The 17,886-nt window shown below is 28.0% G+C and carries 22 protein-coding genes, 1 tRNA gene and 1 rRNA gene; 9 read left to right on the top strand and 15 right to left on the bottom strand.

From position 1 onward, the window contains the following. Positions 1–22: 22 nt before the first annotated feature. Positions 23–1,315 carry a hypothetical protein gene (locus tag ABXT65_RS00840; protein ID WP_415323614.1) on the top strand — a complete coding sequence of 431 codons (1,293 nt, stop codon included), beginning with the start codon at positions 23–25 and terminating at the stop codon, positions 1,313–1,315. On the opposite strand, the gene ABXT65_RS00845 is transcribed toward ABXT65_RS00840, so the two are convergent. Genes ABXT65_RS00845 through ABXT65_RS00860 form a run of 4 tightly spaced genes read right to left on the bottom strand, consistent with a single transcriptional unit; the run spans position 1,310 to position 4,694 of the window. Then, positions 1,310–2,251: a hypothetical protein gene (locus ABXT65_RS00845; RefSeq protein WP_415323615.1), complete on the bottom strand. Its 942-nt coding sequence runs from the start codon at positions 2,249–2,251 to the stop codon at positions 1,310–1,312. The two genes, ABXT65_RS00840 and ABXT65_RS00845, sit on opposite strands and share 6 nt — an antisense overlap. Beyond that, positions 2,241–2,792: a hypothetical protein gene (locus ABXT65_RS00850; RefSeq protein WP_415323616.1), complete on the bottom strand. Its 552-nt coding sequence runs from the start codon at positions 2,790–2,792 to the stop codon at positions 2,241–2,243. The genes ABXT65_RS00845 and ABXT65_RS00850 overlap by 11 nt, the downstream gene beginning before the upstream one ends. Continuing rightward, the gene (locus ABXT65_RS00855; RefSeq protein WP_415323617.1) at positions 2,749–3,600 is read right to left on the bottom strand and encodes a hypothetical protein; all 852 of its coding nucleotides are present in this window, start codon (positions 3,598–3,600) and stop codon (positions 2,749–2,751) included. Before ABXT65_RS00855 ends, ABXT65_RS00850 begins: the two co-directional genes overlap by 44 nt. A gap of 2 nt (positions 3,601–3,602) precedes the next feature. Next, positions 3,603–4,694: a glycosyltransferase gene (locus ABXT65_RS00860; RefSeq protein WP_415323618.1), complete on the bottom strand. Its 1,092-nt coding sequence runs from the start codon at positions 4,692–4,694 to the stop codon at positions 3,603–3,605. A 148-nt stretch (positions 4,695–4,842) separates the two neighbouring features. On the opposite strand from ABXT65_RS00860, the gene rrf reads away from it, so the two are divergent. From rrf to ABXT65_RS00900, 8 genes are all read left to right on the top strand, one after another. Beyond that, positions 4,843–4,957 (top strand): 5S ribosomal RNA (gene rrf, locus ABXT65_RS00865). Between the two features lie 13 nt (positions 4,958–4,970). Then, complete coding sequence (locus ABXT65_RS00870) at positions 4,971–5,849, top strand: NAD-dependent epimerase/dehydratase family protein (protein ID WP_415323619.1); 879 nt, start codon at positions 4,971–4,973, stop codon at positions 5,847–5,849. Between the two features lie 6 nt (positions 5,850–5,855). Next, on the top strand, positions 5,856–5,981 hold the full coding sequence (gene ykgO, locus ABXT65_RS00875; RefSeq protein ID WP_006997331.1) for a type B 50S ribosomal protein L36: 126 nt from the start codon (positions 5,856–5,858) through the stop codon (positions 5,979–5,981). 5 nt (positions 5,982–5,986) lie between these two features. Further along, a complete protein-coding gene (locus tag ABXT65_RS00880) occupies positions 5,987–6,097 on the top strand; it encodes an aa3-type cytochrome c oxidase subunit IV (RefSeq protein ID WP_415323620.1) in 111 nt (36 codons plus the stop codon). Positions 6,098–6,106: 9 nt separating this feature from the next. After that, the gene (locus ABXT65_RS00885) at positions 6,107–7,195 is read left to right on the top strand and encodes a Re/Si-specific NAD(P)(+) transhydrogenase subunit alpha (protein WP_415323621.1); all 1,089 of its coding nucleotides are present in this window, start codon (positions 6,107–6,109) and stop codon (positions 7,193–7,195) included. A 4-nt stretch (positions 7,196–7,199) separates the two neighbouring features. Then, the gene (locus ABXT65_RS00890; RefSeq protein ID WP_415323622.1) at positions 7,200–7,508 is read left to right on the top strand and encodes a proton-translocating transhydrogenase family protein; all 309 of its coding nucleotides are present in this window, start codon (positions 7,200–7,202) and stop codon (positions 7,506–7,508) included. Positions 7,509–7,510: 2 nt separating this feature from the next. After that, complete coding sequence (locus ABXT65_RS00895) at positions 7,511–8,905, top strand: NAD(P)(+) transhydrogenase (Re/Si-specific) subunit beta (RefSeq protein ID WP_415323623.1); 1,395 nt, start codon at positions 7,511–7,513, stop codon at positions 8,903–8,905. A 4-nt stretch (positions 8,906–8,909) separates the two neighbouring features. Further along, positions 8,910–9,608 (top strand): transaldolase family protein, encoded by a 699-nt coding sequence (locus ABXT65_RS00900; RefSeq protein WP_415323624.1) that lies wholly within the window; start codon positions 8,910–8,912, stop codon positions 9,606–9,608. A 7-nt stretch (positions 9,609–9,615) separates the two neighbouring features. Here the strand turns inward: ABXT65_RS00900 and ABXT65_RS00905 are convergent. The 11 genes from ABXT65_RS00905 to tkt form a co-directional block, all read right to left on the bottom strand. Then, positions 9,616–9,692, bottom strand: a tRNA-Met gene (locus ABXT65_RS00905). 6 nt (positions 9,693–9,698) lie between these two features. Continuing rightward, positions 9,699–9,893 carry a 30S ribosomal protein S21 gene (gene rpsU / locus ABXT65_RS00910; protein ID WP_006997326.1) on the bottom strand — a complete coding sequence of 65 codons (195 nt, stop codon included), beginning with the start codon at positions 9,891–9,893 and terminating at the stop codon, positions 9,699–9,701. 55 nt (positions 9,894–9,948) lie between these two features. Then, positions 9,949–10,536, bottom strand: coding sequence for a cell cycle transcriptional regulator TrcR (locus tag ABXT65_RS00915; RefSeq protein ID WP_415323625.1), 588 nt, complete (start codon positions 10,534–10,536; stop codon positions 9,949–9,951). Further along, on the bottom strand, positions 10,537–10,767 hold the full coding sequence (gene rpmE / locus ABXT65_RS00920) for a 50S ribosomal protein L31 (protein ID WP_168606666.1): 231 nt from the start codon (positions 10,765–10,767) through the stop codon (positions 10,537–10,539). It lies immediately after the preceding gene. A gap of 35 nt (positions 10,768–10,802) precedes the next feature. Continuing rightward, positions 10,803–11,543: an inositol monophosphatase family protein gene (locus ABXT65_RS00925; protein ID WP_415323626.1), complete on the bottom strand. Its 741-nt coding sequence runs from the start codon at positions 11,541–11,543 to the stop codon at positions 10,803–10,805. 5 nt (positions 11,544–11,548) lie between these two features. After that, on the bottom strand, positions 11,549–12,109 hold the full coding sequence (gene efp / locus ABXT65_RS00930) for an elongation factor P (protein WP_415323627.1): 561 nt from the start codon (positions 12,107–12,109) through the stop codon (positions 11,549–11,551). After that, positions 12,106–12,729 (bottom strand): thiamine phosphate synthase, encoded by a 624-nt coding sequence (thiE, locus tag ABXT65_RS00935; RefSeq protein ID WP_415323628.1) that lies wholly within the window; start codon positions 12,727–12,729, stop codon positions 12,106–12,108. Before thiE ends, efp begins: the two co-directional genes overlap by 4 nt. Next, on the bottom strand, positions 12,719–13,726 hold the full coding sequence (locus ABXT65_RS00940; RefSeq protein WP_415323629.1) for a class I fructose-bisphosphate aldolase: 1,008 nt from the start codon (positions 13,724–13,726) through the stop codon (positions 12,719–12,721). Before ABXT65_RS00940 ends, thiE begins: the two co-directional genes overlap by 11 nt. Position 13,727: 1 nt before the next feature. Next, entirely contained in the window at positions 13,728–14,906 is a 1,179-nt protein-coding gene (locus ABXT65_RS00945) for a phosphoglycerate kinase (protein ID WP_415323630.1), read from the bottom strand. Further along, the gene (gap, locus tag ABXT65_RS00950; protein ID WP_415323631.1) at positions 14,906–15,913 is read right to left on the bottom strand and encodes a type I glyceraldehyde-3-phosphate dehydrogenase; all 1,008 of its coding nucleotides are present in this window, start codon (positions 15,911–15,913) and stop codon (positions 14,906–14,908) included. The genes ABXT65_RS00945 and gap overlap by 1 nt, the downstream gene beginning before the upstream one ends. Positions 15,914–15,915: 2 nt before the next feature. After that, on the bottom strand, positions 15,916–17,874 hold the full coding sequence (tkt, locus tag ABXT65_RS00955) for a transketolase (RefSeq protein WP_415323632.1): 1,959 nt from the start codon (positions 17,872–17,874) through the stop codon (positions 15,916–15,918). Positions 17,875–17,886: the final 12 nt, after the last annotated feature.

Genomic DNA, 17,886 nt, shown 5'->3' on the forward strand with positions numbered 1-17,886 from the left:
CATTATGTTTCAGATAGCTAAAATGATAAAAAAAAAATTTAATAATAAAACAGTAAATCTAATTATATCAAAATTAGTATTAATTTCTTTATTTTTTATTACATCGATATATTTCTACTTAAATATCAAAGAAGGTATTAATTTATCACCATATGCCTTTAATGAATTGTTTATCAATTATCAGGCTGGATTTATTAGGAGGGGTTTATTAGGTGAAATATTTTGGAACTTAAATATTTTTTTAGGAATTGAGCCAATCGTATTTTTTTCATACTTGTTTCTTTTGTTATATTTAATGCAAATTTATTTTTTTTATAAAATCTTTGAAAAGTATAAGCACTCTATTTTTATTTATTTATTAATTTTTTTATCACCAGCATTAATTTTATTTTCAATTTATGACACTGATATGTATTTTATAAAAGATATTTTTATTAAATTAACAATTTTGTTTCATGGATTAGTTGTAATTAATCACATGGAGAATAAAAAAGATTATTCATACTATATTAATAAATTAAAATTTATTATCATACCAATTCTATTTTTTTCTATCTTGATACACGAGTATCAAGTTTTATTTTTATCAATTCATATTCTTTTATCTTTAAGCTTTATGAATGGTAAAAAAAAAACATTACAAATATTATTAATATATTCATTATTGATAATTCCAGTTTTGTTAGTTCTATTTTTTATTGGCGATCAAAATCAACTTGATATTTTAAATAATTTACTTCAAAAATTTGATGTAGAGCTTCATCCACAATTAGGTGGTGGATTTTATAAGGCCCTAGGTGGTTTTTATAAATGGCATTTTTATTATTTTGGATATAAAGATTTCATTCAGCTACTCGCAAGTTTATTTTTTGGTGCAGGAATATTTTATTTAGTGTTTCATTATTGTATAAAAGAAAAAATTTTAAAATTTCATAATGAATATCAGAGAAATTATATATATTTTTTTACTCCAATATTATTATGTTTTATACTCGCAATAGATCATGGAAGAAATATTAGTCTTTTAGCTATTCATCTAGTGGTTTTTTATTCAATATTGATTATTGATTTTAAAAAATTAAGTAGCTTAAAAAATAAAATTAAAAAAAATTTTTTAATAAGTAGTGCATTAATAATTTTTTTAATTTTTTATATTTTTATGTGGAAATTAGATCAAATGGCTGGATTTGGGGGATCAGCTCAAACTAATACAATATTTCAGAGTTCTTTTTTTGGTGAGCTAATTAAATTAATTAAATTTTTATATAGCTATATAGACTTGAATATTTTGGATCTTCCAGAAATTAGATTATAGTTTTTTCCCAACAAAAAAGTAATGATTGTGTTTATTTATCATATTTCCAGTATAAAATTTATTTTTTATGATTTTAATTTTAAATTTTTTAGAAAGTTTATACTTAAGATTATTAAAATATTTAAGATTATCAATATCTTCAAACTTTTCCTGAAAACAAATCAGGATAAACTCATTTTTTTTAATAATAGATATAAATTCTTTTCTAAATTTGTTTGGTGTTTCTGATAATGACCAATTTGCAATAAATAAACTTTTCAACTTTGGTTCATGAATTTCTTTAACTTTTTTTAAATTTGAGTTTAAGAAAAAATTATTTTTTTTTGAAAACCCAACGTCTAAATTGTTATGTTTGAGGTAATAAAACTGTAGTAAATTTACATAGTGGGTATCAAAACACGTATATTTTATCTTTTTATTAAGTTTAGAAAAAATTCGAGCCATACAGCCATATCCACCTCCAAATTCAAATACTTTTTTAATATCAGTTAAATTAATATTTAGTTCTCTTGATAATATATTTAAATGATAGACATGATTAATCCTATTCCCTGAACTTTCAGAATACAAAAAATATCTTATCGGGTTACCAATAGCATCTTCATTAATTAATTTTTTATAAAGTGACCAGCTTTTATTTTTTTGAAGATCTTTTAATTCAGCATATACAAAAAATCTATTATGCAAGAAAAACATTTTTTGAATAAAACTCTCCCTTAAGAAATTGGTAATATTTTTTTTTTGCAATAATAGATATAGTTTTTGATTAAATATATTGTGTGTTTTTTTTAAATTTTTGTTAATGATTTTGTTGGATGATATATTTTTTTGTATATATTTTTTTATTAATTTATCTTTATTACGATTGACTGGCACATTGTCCTCAATCCAAAAACTTAGATAACCATTCAACTTTCTTACAATATCACTTATCATTTTTAATAAGACTTATTAATAATGCTATTTCTAGAAAATAAAAGAAAAATTCATTTTTAAAAGACATATAGAGCATCACTATAAAAAAAATTGAATATAAATAGTAATGAGAAATATTTTTAATTTCTTTTTTTAAAAAATTTAATCTCAGAAAAAGTAAAATACTTTCTTTTATTAGAATAATGGACGCAATATAAATTAATGAATAATTAGTGCTTATGAATATATACAAAGTAAATAAAAAGAAAGGCATCAAAATAAACTCAAATTTTAGATTACGCTTCAATGTTTGTGAGGCTTCAAATTTTGTAACTAGAATGTGTGAAGTACTGGCAAAAATTCCACACAATGAAAATATTTTTGCTAAATTAAGTATATTTTGGTTGAACTCATCACCTAACCATAAGTTTAATAGTAATGAGTAAAATGGAAATAATAAAAAAATGAATGCAGGTGTGATTTTTAAAAAAACTTTGATTGATTGATTTAAATCTTTGTTATTTTTTTTTTTTTTTAGACAAAAGGGTAAGTAAAATTGCACTGAATCCTTTAGAAAATATACTTAGTTTCCCTGTTAATTGTTGTGGAATAGAATATGTAGCTAGAGCTATGGGACCCAAGAAAATTTTAACTAAATATTTATCAAATATATCATAAAATTGAACTAAAATATTATTCAGTGTTAGCCATTTACTATTTTTTTTTAAATTATTAATTAAAATATCACTATTTGATAGTTTAATTAGATTATTAAATATTATTAATATCAACATTGCAGTAACAGTGAATATTTTTAAATATGTGCTAATTAATAATAAATTATCCAATGTTGCTTCTGAATTATATAGCAAACTAAGTGAGGGTAAGCTTAGCGATAAACTAAAAAATAAAAAATTATATAGACTTAATAATTTATACTTTTCATTTCCTTGTAAAATTGCTTCCAAGCTTACATAAAAAATTGTTGAGATTATACAAATAATAAAATAACTAAAAATTTCATTTGATGTAAAAAAGTATTCAAAAAGTGTTCCATTCACTAAGTCTAATAATATAAAAATAGATGATATCAATAAACTTATTAGGAGTGTGTATTTTAAACCCTGATAAGCAATAATTTTATTTTTTTGAGGAAAATTACCAATACTAATAACCATAGATTTTCCAATTCCAATATTAAACATTACAGAAATTGTTAGGATGAGGTGAAATATTATATAATTTCCATAATTTTCAGCACCAGCCACACTTAAATGAATAGGTATTGCCATAAGTGAGATAATTATTGATAGCAGACCTGGTAAAGAAAGAATAATTCCATTTAAAATTAATTTATTATTTTTAATCATTGTTATGAAATATTTTTTAGATAATTATTTATGAAGTTAAGGGTAATATTCTTCATTGAATATTTTTTAAAATAAAACATCTTATCATTTAAAGATTTTATTTTTAAATTTTTATTATTTCTGATTACTTTATAAATTGTACTTAAAAATAAATTTGTGTCATTTACTACAAATGGAGGATTTGTATTTATTAACTCTATACCTTCAATCCCTTTTTTTGTAGATATAACAATTGCCCCTAGTGATAAAGCTTCAATTATTTTAATTCTTGTTCCAGATCCAAATTTTAATGGAACACACATGCATTTTGAATAAAATATTAGATTATATAAATCTTTTTTTGGAACAATTTCTTTGTTGATTATCCAGGGCAGATTCTTATTAAACCCACCACCTGTAAGTACTAATTTTAGATTAGGAATTTTTTTTAAAAGAGATGGCATGATCTTATTATTTAGACAATCAATGGCATTTTTATTAGGCCTATATTTATAAGAGCCACAGTAAATTATATAATCCTGTTGTATTTCCCTTTTTTTATTTTGATTTTCTATAGTTATTGCATTTGAATAAAGTACAGTTTCATGATTATAAAGTTTTTTAATCTTATTTTTTTCAAGCTTAGATACTGATGTGGATATGAATGAATATTTAAATACTAATCTTTCTAAAAATTTTGTTAAATAATATATTAATACATTAGAATATTTTTTGCGTATCTCAGATTCTATTGAATGAGATACATATATAATTTTTGAATTGGGTAATAATATTTTAAAACTAAACAAAACTATGAAGCTATAAAAAATCCAGCTTGCACCTTCAATTATAATTAGATTATTTTTAGATTTTTTCAAAAATTGGAATATTTTAAATATAAGCTCAGGAAGTTTAATAATCTTATTTATTGGGTTTTCTTTTTTTATAAATATAGTTTTAATTTTATGGTTATTAATTTTTTTTACATGAGATATTTGAAATAATTTTTTTACATAAGGCCAATTTTTAAATCGACTATTAACTACAGCTGAAGAACCCATATTATCAGGAATTACTGGAAAAAATGTTACAAAAGCAGTTTTAAATTTCAACATTTTGATTTAGTTAAAGACCTAGTTTTATATTATCAGCTTTTCTTACATTATATAATTAGATAAATAAAATAGATATACAGCCATTTTCTTATGCTAATCAGATAAATAATAATTTGCGTTTTTTTGTAAAATGAATATAACTCCTTTGCCTGGTGATTATTGCGAAGGGGCAATACCCGATCCCATTCCGAACTCGGAAGTCAAGCCCTTCAGCGCCAATGGTACTTTGTCTTAAGACACGGAAGAGTAGGACATTGCCAGGCTATAAAAGCTCTAATGAAAAATTATATTGTAGTTACTGGTGGAGCTGGATTTGTTGGATCTAATTTAATTGAACATCTAATATTAAAAACAAATAAAAAAATTTTAAGCATAGATGACTACTCTTCTGGTTCTAAGAGAAATCATATTATAAACGCAAGAATAAAATATATTAAAGCAGACACTAAAAACATAAATAAAGTTATATCTAGATATAAAGATCAGATTGTTTCATTGTTTCATTTTGGTGAATTTTCAAGAATTTTTCAAAGTTTTAATAAATTTGATAAATGCTTCCGATCAAACTCAATTGGAACGCAAGCTACTTTTAAATTTTGTTTGGATAATAGAATTAAATTAATCTATTCAGCTACCTCTGCTACTTTAGGCAATAAAGGTAAGGATAAAAACCTTTCTCCTTATGCTTTTACAAAATCAAAAAATTTAGAACTGCTAGAGAATTTAAAAAATTGGTTTAACTTTAAGTATGAAATAGTTTATTTCTACAATGTTTATGGTCCAAGACACATAAAATCTGGTGAAATGGCAACTGTCATTGGAATATTTGAAGACCAGTATAAAAAAAATAAGCTATTAACCGTTGTAAAACCTGGAACACAAACTAGAAGATTTACGCATATTCAAGATACCATAAATGTTTGTTATGAGGCTTGGGTGAGGAATAAGTGTACACATTACATTATATCTAATAAAAAATCTTATTCTATTAAAGAGGTAGCATTGATGTTTAGTAACAAGATTAAGCTCCTAAAAGCTAGACCTGGGGAAAGATATGCCTCATCTTTAACAAATATGTCATTAAACAATAAAATTATTAGAAAATATGGAAAAATACATTTGAAAGATTACATAACTTCGTTTATTAAGAGTTAAATTATTATGAAAATTAAAAGTTCTTTAAAGTCATTAAAAAAAAGAGATCTCAATTCTAAGCTAGTTAGAAGAAGAGGCAGAGTTTATATAATCAATAAAACAAATCCAAAATTTAAAGCAAGACAGAAATAATTTTTATGGATAATCAAAACCATAAAGATACTTGGAATTATTTCACAAAATTTGTATTGTGGGGAACTGTCGCTATTATAGGTGTTTTAGTTTTAATGGCAATATTCTTACTATAGAATTCTTCTATGAGAATCGCTTCAGTTTTAGAAAATCAAAACATTGAGAAAAGAATTGCAATCACTCCAGAAATTGCCAAAAAATATATAGCCCTTGGTTTTAAGGTTATTTTATCTAAAAAATATGGTGAACATTTAGGATTTAAAGATAAAGATTATAAAGAATTAGGTGTTGAAATTTCTAATAATGATGCCGAAGCTCTAGTTGGTGCAAACATTATCGTTCAGCTAGGATTATTATCAGATGAAAATCTTTCACTTTTAAAAGAAAATCAAACTCTCGTTGGAGTATTTAATCCATATACAAATAAGGAAAAAATCGAAAACTTATCTAAAAGAAATATTAATATTTTTTCTTTAGAGATGTTGCCGAGAATAACTAGAGCTCAATCAATGGATATACTTTCATCACAAGCTAACCTTGCTGGATATAAGGCTGTAATTGAGTCGTTTGCAAATTTTGAAAAAGCAGTACCAATGATGATGACTGCAGCAGGAACAATTCCTGCAGCAAAAGTATTAGTGGTGGGAGCTGGTGTTGCCGGCCTGCAAGCAATTGCAACGGCAAAAAGAATGGGCGCTATAGTATTTGCAACAGATGTAAGAATGACCTCAAAGGAACAGGTTGAAAGCTTAGGTGGTAAATTCTTAACTGTTGAAGGTGATGAAAATCTTGAAACAGAAGATGGTTATGCCAAAGAAGCATCAGGTGAATTTAAAAAGAAACAGGAAGAGCTGTTAGCAGAAACTCTAAAAAAAATTGATATTGTAATATGTACTGCTTTAATTCCAGGAAAAAAGGCTCCATTAATTATTAAAGATACCATGATAAACAACATGCAATCAGGATCTGTCATTTATGACTTAGCTGCTGTTCAAGGTGGAAATACAGCATTTACAGAAGTAGATAGGATTGTAGTTAAAGAAGGGGTAAAGATTATGGGTGAAACAAATATTCTTAACAAACTGCCTGTTTCAGCATCGAATTTATATTCAAAAAATGTACTTAATTTTGTTTCAAATTTATATGATAAAGAAAATAAAAAAATTAATATTAATTTAGAGGATGAAATAATTAAAAAAACTTTAATTAAATAAAATTATGGAAATAGATCCCTTTATATTCAGATTAAGTATATTCATTTTATCGATTTTTATTGGATATTATGTTGTCTGGAGTGTTACTCCATCTTTACACACACCCTTGATGTCGGTTACAAATGCCATATCATCAGTAATAATTGTAGGAGCTATTATTGCAGGATTAGCAGGAAATTCTGATAGTGTTTTTACAATTTCAAATATTCTTGGTTTCTTGGCAATATCTTTAGCTGCTGTAAATATATTTGGTGGGTTTTTAGTGACACAAAGAATGCTTCAAATGTACAAAAAGAAAAAGAAAGATAAATAATTATGTCAGCAAACTTTTCAGCAATATTTTATTTAATTTCAGGAGTGCTTTTTATATTAGCATTAAGGGGTCTATCATCGCCTGAAACTTCGAGACAAGGTAATTTTTTTGGAATTTTAGGTATGACAATTGCTATTACAGTTACCTTCTTATCAGTAGGAAGTTTTTCTAGTGGTTTGATCTATGTACTAATCTTTTTATTAATAGGTGGACTGATTGGGGCATTCATAGCTTATAAAATACCAATGACTGCCATGCCAGAATTGGTAGCAGGATTTCATAGTCTGGTAGGTTTATCAGCTGTATTTGTTGCAATATCAGCTTTTCTAAATCCTGAAGCCTTCAACCTGGGGTCTCCAGGAAGCATAAAACTTGCAAGCTTAATTGAGATGTCAATAGGAGCATCTGTTGGAGCTATAACTTTTTCAGGCTCAATTATTGCATTTTTAAAACTGCAAGGAATAATGTCTGGTTCTCCAATAACTTTTAAGGGACAGCATTTGTTTAATGCCTTATTATTGATTTCAATCGTAGTTTTAACTTACTTATTGTGTTCAACACAATCGCCTAATTTCTTTTGGATATTGTTAGTAGTATCATTTTTAATAGGATTTTTATTAATTATTCCTATTGGTGGAGCGGATATGCCAGTAGTGATTTCTATGCTAAACTCTTACTCCGGTTGGGCAGCAGCAGGAATTGGTTTTACTTTAGAAAATAGTGCATTAATTATAACGGGTGCCCTTGTAGGCTCTTCAGGTGCAATCTTATCTTATATTATGTGTAAAGGTATGAACCGTTCTTTCTTTAATGTTATTTTAGGTGGGTTTGGTGCAACAGAACAATCAGCATCATCTGGAAGTAAAGAACAAAGACCTGTTAAAAGTGGAAACGCAGAAGATGCAGCTTTTTTAATGAAAAATGCATCATCAGTTATAATTGTTCCAGGTTATGGAATGGCAGTAGCTCAAGCACAACATGCATTAAGAGAGATGGTAGATACACTTAAAAAGAATGATATTAAAGTTTCTTATGCTATTCATCCTGTGGCAGGAAGAATGCCAGGACACATGAATGTATTGTTAGCTGAGGCTAATGTACCTTATGATGAGGTTTTTGAATTAGAGGAAATTAATAATGATTTTGCGAATGCAGATGTTGCATTTGTAATAGGAGCAAACGATGTAACTAATCCCGCAGCAAAAACTGATCCTCAAAGCCCAATTTATGGAATGCCAGTTTTAGATGTTGAAAAATGCAAATCTGTATTATTTATAAAAAGAAGTTTATCTCCTGGATATGCTGGTATTGATAATGATTTATTTTATAAAGAAAATACTTTAATGTTGTTTGCAGATGCTAAAAAAATGACTGAGGATATAACTAAAAATCTCTAGATCAATGAAAACTAAAATATTTTGTGATATTGCAGAACTAGACTTGATTAAAAAATTTAATAAAAAAAAAATTGTTAAAGGCTTTACAACCAACCCAAGCTTAATGAGAAAAGCAGGGGCAAAAGATTATAAATCTTATTCAAAAAAAATATTAGAAATTTGCAATAATAAACCTGTCTCATTGGAAGTATTTGCTGATGAATATAAAGAAATGAAAAAGCAAGCGCTTCAAATCAATACTTGGGGAAAGAATATTTACGTAAAAGTACCAGTTGCTAACTCTAAGGGTATCTTTATGGGTAAAATTATTAAAGAGCTTAATAATTTAGATATTAAGCTCAATATTACAGCAATATATAGCGCCAAACAGACAGAAAAAATTCTTAAATTAATCAACAAAAAAACTAAAGTTATAATTTCAATATTTGCAGGTAGAGCAGGTGATGCTGGTAAAGACCCACTCCCAGAATTTAAAAGAAGTATAGTAATGGCAAAAAGATTTAAAAATGTTGAGATACTCTGGGCGAGTGTTAGAGAGCCTTATAATTATTTACAAGCAAGACAATTAGGCTGTCATATTATTACCATCCCACCAGCAACAATTGAAAAAATAGAAAAATTTGGAAAAACTTTTGATCAACTAACTAAAGAAACTGTTAAAGATTTTTTAGTTGATAGTAAAAAATCTAGGTTTAAAATTTAATTGTTTTTGGTTGCGGGGGACGGATTTGAACCGCCGACCTTCAGGTTATGAGCCTGACGAGCTACCAGACTGCTCCACCCCGCGGTATATTTAAATTCTGTTTTTAAGCTTATTAAGTTTTTTAACTCTTTTAATGTTTTCTTGTAAAATTCTTTTTTTCTTTTCAGAAGGTTTTTCGTAAACACTTTTTAGTTTTACTACTTTAAAAAAACCATCTCTTTGTAATTTTCTTTTAAGAACTCTAAGTGCTTGTTCAATATTGTTATCTTTGACTTCTATTTTCATAAATATTTTTTAAGAATGTTTAAGTACCATTATATAATTTTGGTGTCTATTAAAATTATTCAATGTTTGAAACTTCTCTTGTTAGTTTTGCTTTCTCTTTTTCTTTTTTCTCTCTCTTTATTCTTCGTTCAGCTTTTTCAATAGCTTCAATCAGATCCTTTTGAGAAAAAATCCCCAATGCCACAGGGTCTTTAGGGTTTAAATTGTTATAATTCCAATAACTTTTATTTTTAATTGAAGTTACTGAGCTTTTAGTTACTCCAACTAATTTTGCTATTTGAGAATCTTTTAGAAGTGAATGATGTTTAATTAGCCACAGGGCAGAGTCTGGTTTATCCTGTCTTTTAGATAATGGGATGTATTTTTTAATTTTTTTGTCTTGCGTTGATATCTCAATATCAGTATTTTTTATTTTAAGATCTTTATTCTCGTCTTTTGATGCTGACTCAATTTCTTCTCTAGTAAGTTGGCCAGATATAATTGGATTATAAGCCATTATTCCTTTTGCAACCTCACCATCAGCAATACCTTGAACCTCTACCTCATGTAGATTACAAAATTTTGAAATTTGCTTGAATGTAAGAGTTGTATTTTCTACTAGCCAGACAGCAGTTGCCATTGGCATCAATGGTACGTTTGACATTTAATCCTTTTTTTCTGATCTGAAGTTTTGAAATTTCTTATTGAATTTACTAACACGACCCTTATCCATTAATTTTTGTTTTCCACCTGTCCAAGCAGCATGTGATTTTGGATCGATCTCTAATTTTAGGACCTCTCCTTCTTTCCCCCAAGTTGATCTTGTTTCAAATTGAGTTCCATCAGTCATCTCTACTTTTATTGCATGGTAGTTTGGGTGTATGTCTTTTTTCATATCGAGACTTATAGCAAAAGAATTTTATAAAACAATTAAAAGTTCTTTAATTTTTCAAGCATTTTGTCATTAATTGCCATGCTAGAAGCTCTTATTGGGATGTTTTTATTTTTAGAGACATCTATTTCATTAATCATACCACCTGCCTCTTTTAGAATTATTATACCTGCCGCTATATCCCATAAATTTAAGTCATTTTGAAAAAAACCATCATATCTACCTGCCGCAACATAAGCTATATCAAGTGCTGCACTTCCTGATTTTCTTAAAGGTAGATCAATCTCATTTTTTGACAAACCGCCAGTAGCAAACAAACAACTATTAAGCTCTCTTTTTCTTGAAACTCTAATTCTTTGGTTGTTAAAAAAAGCACCATTTTCTTTTTCAGCATAAAACATTTCATCTTTTATTGGATCATAAATTAATCCTGAAACTATCTCGTCCCCAGATCTTAGGGCAATTGATATTGCAAAGTGAGGAACGCCATGTAAAAAATTTGTGGTACCATCTATAGGATCTATAATCCAAGTATTGTTTTTATCTTTATTTATCTCAGAACCATCTTCTTCACTAATAATGGAATAGTAAGGTCTTGCTTTTTTTAATTCTTCAATAATAATTTTTTCTGCTTTTAAGTCAGCATTTGAAACAAAATCTGTCGGCCCCTTGACAGAAACTTGTAGCTTTTCTATTTCTCCGAAATCTCTTATTAAAGCCCTAGATGCTTTTTCAGCAGCCTTGATCATTATATTAAGATTTGCTGATATAGATTGCATGGGATTTATATCTTTTTAATATATTCTATAGTCCTTGTATCAACTATGATTTTATCTCCATTATCAATAAAGGGAGGTACTTGAATATTTATTCCATTGTCTAAAGTTGCTGGTTTATAAGAAGAGGAAACAGTTTGACCCTTAAGTGCTACATCAGTTGTTTCAACTACACATGTAACTTGATTAGGTAGCTCTACCATTAATGGTTCTTCGTTGTAAAAGCTTATGCTTACTTCTAAGTTTTCTGTTAGCATTTTACCTTTGTCACCAATAATCTCTTTCTTAATATTAATTTGTTCATAAGATTTAGGATTTATAAAATGATAATCTGTTTCATCATCATAAAGATAGTTAAATTTTGTTTCATCTAGTGATGCTTTTTCTACAGATTCACTTGACCTGAATCTTTCATTTAATTTTGTATTTTTATTGACACTTTTCATTTCAACTTGTGCAAAAGCACCACCTTTGCCAGGCTTAACGTGTTGTGTTTTTAAAACTTGCCAAAGATCATTTTTGTACTCAATTAACATTCCAACTCTAATTTCACTTGCATATAATTTCATTTTAATTTTTTAATAGCTTCTAATGGTTTGTATTTTTTATTATTCCAAATGTAGCCTGAAATAGCTAAAAAGTTAGCTTTATTCAATAAAAGTTTTTTATAATTATTAAGCTTTATGCCACCAATAGCCACAATTGGTAAGGATGTTATTTTTTTAACAGATTTCAACATTGGCAAAGTCGCTCTATATTTAACCATCTTAGTTTTAGAAGCATAAAATGCTCCTAAAGCTAAATAATCAGCACCAGCTTCAATAGCACTCTTTGCTAAATTAATGGAATTATGACAAGTAATGCCAATAATTTTGTTCTTTAATATTTTTCTGGCTTTTATCAAATCCATGTCTTTTTGGCCTAAATGACAACCGTCTGCATTAAGTTTTTTAGCAAGTTGAGGATCATCATTGATTAAAAATTTAACTTTGTATTTCTTGCAAATTCTCTTGATTTTTCTTCCAATAATTAATTTATTTGAGTTTGTTTCTTTTTTAAGTCTTAACTGAAAGAAGCTTATTTTTCCTGAGTTTAATATAAGAGCTAAATTATTATAAAAACTTTCTTCTTTTATTTTATTTGGAGAAATTAAATAAACAAATTTGTTATTTGTTTCATTATGTCTCAAGATCTGCTGACCATTTTCCTTGAGCTGCAAGTGTACACATATGAGCTCTATGGTTGAAGATTTTTTGAGTACCCTCAATATTCTTAATATCTTTTGACCAAAATTTAATGGCACTTTGCTGCAAAGCTCTACCATATGAGTAGGTCATAATAAAATTTGTATCATTATGTTTATTAATCAAGTTTAAATTTTCAGTTGCCTCTACTTCTTTTTGACCGCCGGATAAAAAAGCAATTCCTGGTACATCTGAAGGTACGTTCTCTTTTAAACACCTCAAGGTAAGTTTTGCAACCTCTTCATTTGATATTTTTTTATTAGAAGCAGTTCCTGCTAAAATCATATTAGGTTTTAAAATTATTCCGCTTAAATCAATTTTATGGATTATTAATTCTTCAAAACATTTTTTGATAACTTCAGAGGTTTTGTTAAGACAAGTTTCAGCAGAATGATCTCCATCCATTAAAACCTCAGGCTCTACAATTGGAACCATTCTACATTCTTGTACTAATGCAGAATATCTTGCTAACGCATGAGCATTAGACTGAATTGATAGTTTGCTTGGATATTTATCTGAAATATTATAAACACCTCTCCATTTTGTAAATCTTGCACCAAGCTTGTAGTATGCTTGTAGTCTTTCTCTTAAACCATCTAAGCCTTCTGTGATTTTTTCTTCAGTTGATCCTGCTAGAAGTTTTGCACCTGTGTCAACTTTAATTCCAGGAACTGCTCCAGACTTAGAAATTAATTCTGGAATAGTCTGCTTCGAGTTAGAAGTTTGGTTAATTGTTTCATCATATAAAATAACACCACCAATAAAATCTTTCATCCCACTTGCAGTGAAAAGAGTTTCTCTGAATAGAAGTCTATTTTCTGGGCTAGACGGTACATTAACTGACTCTAATCTTTTAGTCATAGTTCCGGTGCTTTCATCAGCAGCAAGAATTCCCTTACCATTAGATAGTATTTTTAATGCAATTTTATTAAGTTCTGACATGTTAATTAAGAGCCTTTATACCAGGAAGTTCTTTTCCTTCAAGGTATTCTAAAAAAGCTCCACCCGCAGTTGAAACAAAATTAAAGCTGTCAGTTGCCTCAATACTATTTAAAAGGGAAACGGTATCACCACCACCTGCAACTGAGTAAATTGTATTATTCTTATTTTTTTCAATAATTTTTTTTGCTATCTCAATACTTCCTTTGGCAAAATTTGGATTTTCAAAATAACCAGCGGGCCCATTCCATAAAATAGTACTACTTTCTTCAATTAATAGATTAATAGCCTTAATTGTTTTAGGGCCAATATCTAAAATTAATTCATCTTTAGAAATATTATTCAGTTCTTTTATTTCAGATGATCCATTTAAATCTTTCCCTACTGTAACGTCTTCAGGGTAAATTATTTTACAACTTTCTTTTTTTGATAGAGAAAATATTTCTTCAATAATTTGGTCACAATTACTCTCTTGAATGGATTTTCCAATTTCATACTCTTTATATTTGAGTATATTATTAGCCATCCCACCAACTATTATAATATTATCAAATTTAAGTATTAAGTTTTTAATGATATTGATTTTAGATGATATTTTAGACCCTCCTATAATGCACGTTATCGGTCTTTGAATTTCAGATGTAATTTTAGTGAGAGCATCAATTTCCAAATTTAATTGAAGGCCAGCATACGAAGGAATAAATTTAGTGATTTCAAAAATTGAGGCATGAGCCCTATGTGAACATGAGAAAGCATCATTAACATAAATATCAGCCAGACTTGCTAAATGTTTTGCAAAACCATTATCATTTCTTTCTTCTTCTTCATAAAATCTAAGATTTTCAAGTATTACAATTTTTTCATCATGTTCATTAAATAAATCAGCAGATTTAATATCTTTTATATTTTTTGAAATTAATCTTATATTTTCGTTTAGTTTATTTTTTAGGTCTTCACATATTGGTTTAAGGGATAGTTCATTTACAACTTTGCCTTTGGGTCTACCCACATGAGATAATATTATAATTTTTGCTTCACTTTTTAATAAAAAATCAATAGTAGGTAAAATTTTATCTATTCGAGTAGTGTCAGTAATTTTTCCATTATCTAATGGAACATTTAAATCCAACCTAAGTAATACTTTTTTTTGATTAAGATTAGCCTCGTCTTTAATGCTTCTCATTATGAGATTTGATGAAGATGTTCTGCTATGTCACACATCCTATTTGAAAAACCCCATTCATTATCATACCACGCCGAAATTTTTCCCATATTTTTACCAACCACATTAGTTAAGGATAAATCAACAATTGCTGAAGCTGAATTGTGATTGAAGTCAATTGAAACTAATTTTTCTAGCGTAATTTCTAAAACTTTTTTTGATTGTTCTTTAGAGGCGATAGTAAACGCCTCATTAATTGTTTCTTTACTAATCTCTTTTTTTGTACAAAAAACTAGTTCTATAAGTGAAACATTAGGGGTTGGTACTCTCATTGCAATGCCTTCAAGTTTTCCTTTTAATGAAGGTATAATTTCACCAATTGCTTTTGAAGCACCTGTAGAGGTTGGTACAATAGATTGACTGGCAGATCTTGCTCTTCTAGGATCTTTATGGGAATTGTCTAGAATTCTTTGATCACTAGTGAAAGCGTGAATAGTTGTCATAAATCCTTTTTCAATTTCAAAAGTTTCATTTAAGATATTAGCAACAGGCGCAAGACAGTTAGTTGTACAAGAGGCTGCAGAAATAATTTGATCGTCTTTTGTCAAAATATTTTCATTTACTCCATAGACAATTGTCTTATCTGCATTTTTGCATGGAGCAGAAACTATAACTTTTTTAGCCCCATTTTTTATATGAGCTAATAATTTTTCTTTTGAGTTGAATTTTCCAGTACATTCAAAAACATAATCAACATCAAATTTTTTCCAATTGATATCTTCAATATTAGATTCTTGTGAAAATGTTATTTTATTATTATTAATAATTAAATGTTTTTCATCATAATTTAAATCTGCATTAAATTTACCATGAATAGAATCGTATTTAATTAAAGAACAACTCACTTCAGAATTTGATCGGTTATTGATGTGTTTGATTTCTATGTTTTTGTTTTGGCTTTCAATGATAGCTCTAATTACCATTCTACCAATTCTTCCCATTCCATTGATACCAACTTTTATTGCCATATTTAACTCTTTATTAGTTTCTTAGTTTTTTGTGAAATATTTTGAACTGTTAATCCAAAATATTTATAAATTTCTTTGTATGGTGCGCTTTTACCAAATGTATCTATTCCAAAAGCCAAACCCTGAGTTCCAATATATTTTTTCCAACAATCTGTTGAAGCAGCTTCAATAGATATTTTAAATTTGGCTTCATCAAGAATTTTTTTCTTATATGATTTTGACTGCAAATCAAAAATATCTTGGCATGGTACTGATACAACTTTAGAATATACCCTATCTTTGGCTAATTTATGGCTAGTCTCAATTGCTAAATTAACCTCAGAACCACTAGCAAATATTGTCAAATTAATTTTTTTATTAGTTCTTAAAACCTCGTAAGCACCTAAAGAACATTTATTTATGTTTGAATATTTTTTTCTAATAGGTTCAAGATTTTGTCTAGTTAAAGATAACACACTTGGAGTTTTTGAATTTTTTAATGCTAATTCCCAGCATTCAATAGTTTCCATTCTGTCAGCTGGTCTAAAAACATTTAAATTTGGAATAGATCTTAATCCAGACAATTGTTCTATTGGTTGGTGCGTTGGCCCATCTTCACCCAAACCAATTGAGTCATGAGTCATTACATAAATAACACGTTGTTGCATCAAGGCAGACAAACGAATTGAAGGTTTACAATAATCAGAAAATATTAAAAAAGTACCCCCATATGGAATAAATTTACTATGAAGTGCAAGCCCATTCATTATTCCTGACATTGCGTGTTCACGAACGCCATAGTGAATATAATCACCATTAAAATTAGAAGGTTTAATGACATTGTGATATTTTGTTTTAGTGTTATTAGATCCAGCCAAGTCTGCCGAACCACCAATTAATGTATTATTTTCTTTAGTAAGTGCATTTAGAGTTAACTCTGAAGCTTTACGTGAAGCTAAAGTTTTATTTTCACTAATAGAGTTTTGTTTCTCAGATTTTAAAGTCTTAAAGAAATTATTTTTGAAAACTCTATCTACTAATTGTTTTTTCCCTTTATAAATTTTACCCCATGCAGACTCAAGTTTTGCACCTTTGTTACCAATTTTTTTCCATTCATTTAAAATATTTTTAGGAATTTCAAAAGGTTTATGTTTCCAATCTAGTACTTTTCGAACTAGTTTAATCTCATCTGCACCAATAGGACTTCCGTGTGAAGAGGCTTTGCCTGACTTATTGGGTGAACCATAACCAATTTTTGTTTTACATGAAATGACAGTTGGTCTTTTTGCATTTTGAACTTTTTTTAATGCTTTAAAAATCTCTTTTTCATTATGACCATTAATTAGAATGTAATCCCAGCCATAACTTTCAAATCTCTTTTTGAAATTATCTGAAACTGCTAAGCTAGTTGGTCCATCTATTGATATTGAATTGTTGTCAAAAAGCATTACTAAGTTTTTTAACTTTAAATGCCCAGCTAAACTCATTGCCTCATGACTAATCCCCTCCATTAAGCATCCATCTCCAGCCAAAACATAAGTTTTATGGTTTATTATTTCTTTACCTAATTTTTTCTTTAAAATTTCTTCTGCAATAGCAAATCCAACTGAATTAGCAATACCCTGTCCAAGTGGACCCGTCGTAGTTTCAATTCCAGTACCAGGGTGATACTCAGGGTGTCCCGCACAAATAGATTTTAATTGTCGAAAATTTTTAATATTGTTTAAAGAGATACTTTTGTAACCAGTTAAATGCAATAAAGAGTAAAGAAGCATGGACCCATGACCTGCGGATAAAACAAATCTATCTCTATTTAACCAGTTCGGATTTTTTGGATTAAATTTAAGAAAATCTCTAAATAAAACCGTTGCTACATCTGCCATTCCCATTGGCATTCCGGGATGCCCCGAATTTGCTTTTTGTACAGCATCTATTGACAAAAACCTTATTGCGTTTGATAAATCTTTATGTAGTTTGTTCAAAAATATCCTATC

The sequence above is a fragment of the Candidatus Pelagibacter sp. Uisw_127 genome (assembly GCF_047722515.1).
Classification (GTDB): Bacteria; Pseudomonadota; Alphaproteobacteria; order Pelagibacterales; family Pelagibacteraceae; genus Pelagibacter.

What these genes read in the sequence shown, in the direction of transcription:
- ABXT65_RS00840 (WP_415323614.1), top strand. Translation starts at nt 23, where the DNA reads ATGATAAAAAAAAAATTTAATAATAAAACAGTAAATCTAATTATATCA.
- ABXT65_RS00845 (WP_415323615.1), bottom strand. Translation starts at nt 2,251, where the DNA reads ATGATAAGTGATATTGTAAGAAAGTTGAATGGTTATCTAAGTTTTTGG.
- ABXT65_RS00855 (WP_415323617.1), bottom strand. Translation starts at nt 3,600, where the DNA reads ATGATTAAAAATAATAAATTAATTTTAAATGGAATTATTCTTTCTTTA.
- ABXT65_RS00860 (WP_415323618.1), bottom strand. Translation starts at nt 4,694, where the DNA reads ATGTTGAAATTTAAAACTGCTTTTGTAACATTTTTTCCAGTAATTCCT.
- ABXT65_RS00870 (WP_415323619.1), top strand. Translation starts at nt 4,971, where the DNA reads ATGAAAAATTATATTGTAGTTACTGGTGGAGCTGGATTTGTTGGATCT.
- ykgO (WP_006997331.1), top strand. Translation starts at nt 5,856, where the DNA reads ATGAAAATTAAAAGTTCTTTAAAGTCATTAAAAAAAAGAGATCTCAAT.
- ABXT65_RS00880 (WP_415323620.1), top strand. Translation starts at nt 5,987, where the DNA reads ATGGATAATCAAAACCATAAAGATACTTGGAATTATTTCACAAAATTT.
- ABXT65_RS00885 (WP_415323621.1), top strand. Translation starts at nt 6,107, where the DNA reads ATGAGAATCGCTTCAGTTTTAGAAAATCAAAACATTGAGAAAAGAATT.
- ABXT65_RS00890 (WP_415323622.1), top strand. Translation starts at nt 7,200, where the DNA reads ATGGAAATAGATCCCTTTATATTCAGATTAAGTATATTCATTTTATCG.
- ABXT65_RS00895 (WP_415323623.1), top strand. Translation starts at nt 7,511, where the DNA reads ATGTCAGCAAACTTTTCAGCAATATTTTATTTAATTTCAGGAGTGCTT.
- ABXT65_RS00900 (WP_415323624.1), top strand. Translation starts at nt 8,910, where the DNA reads ATGAAAACTAAAATATTTTGTGATATTGCAGAACTAGACTTGATTAAA.
- rpsU (WP_006997326.1), bottom strand. Translation starts at nt 9,893, where the DNA reads ATGAAAATAGAAGTCAAAGATAACAATATTGAACAAGCACTTAGAGTT.
- ABXT65_RS00915 (WP_415323625.1), bottom strand. Translation starts at nt 10,536, where the DNA reads ATGTCAAACGTACCATTGATGCCAATGGCAACTGCTGTCTGGCTAGTA.
- rpmE (WP_168606666.1), bottom strand. Translation starts at nt 10,767, where the DNA reads ATGAAAAAAGACATACACCCAAACTACCATGCAATAAAAGTAGAGATG.
- ABXT65_RS00925 (WP_415323626.1), bottom strand. Translation starts at nt 11,543, where the DNA reads ATGCAATCTATATCAGCAAATCTTAATATAATGATCAAGGCTGCTGAA.
- efp (WP_415323627.1), bottom strand. Translation starts at nt 12,109, where the DNA reads ATGAAATTATATGCAAGTGAAATTAGAGTTGGAATGTTAATTGAGTAC.
- ABXT65_RS00940 (WP_415323629.1), bottom strand. Translation starts at nt 13,726, where the DNA reads ATGTCAGAACTTAATAAAATTGCATTAAAAATACTATCTAATGGTAAG.
- ABXT65_RS00945 (WP_415323630.1), bottom strand. Translation starts at nt 14,906, where the DNA reads ATGAGAAGCATTAAAGACGAGGCTAATCTTAATCAAAAAAAAGTATTA.
- gap (WP_415323631.1), bottom strand. Translation starts at nt 15,913, where the DNA reads ATGGCAATAAAAGTTGGTATCAATGGAATGGGAAGAATTGGTAGAATG.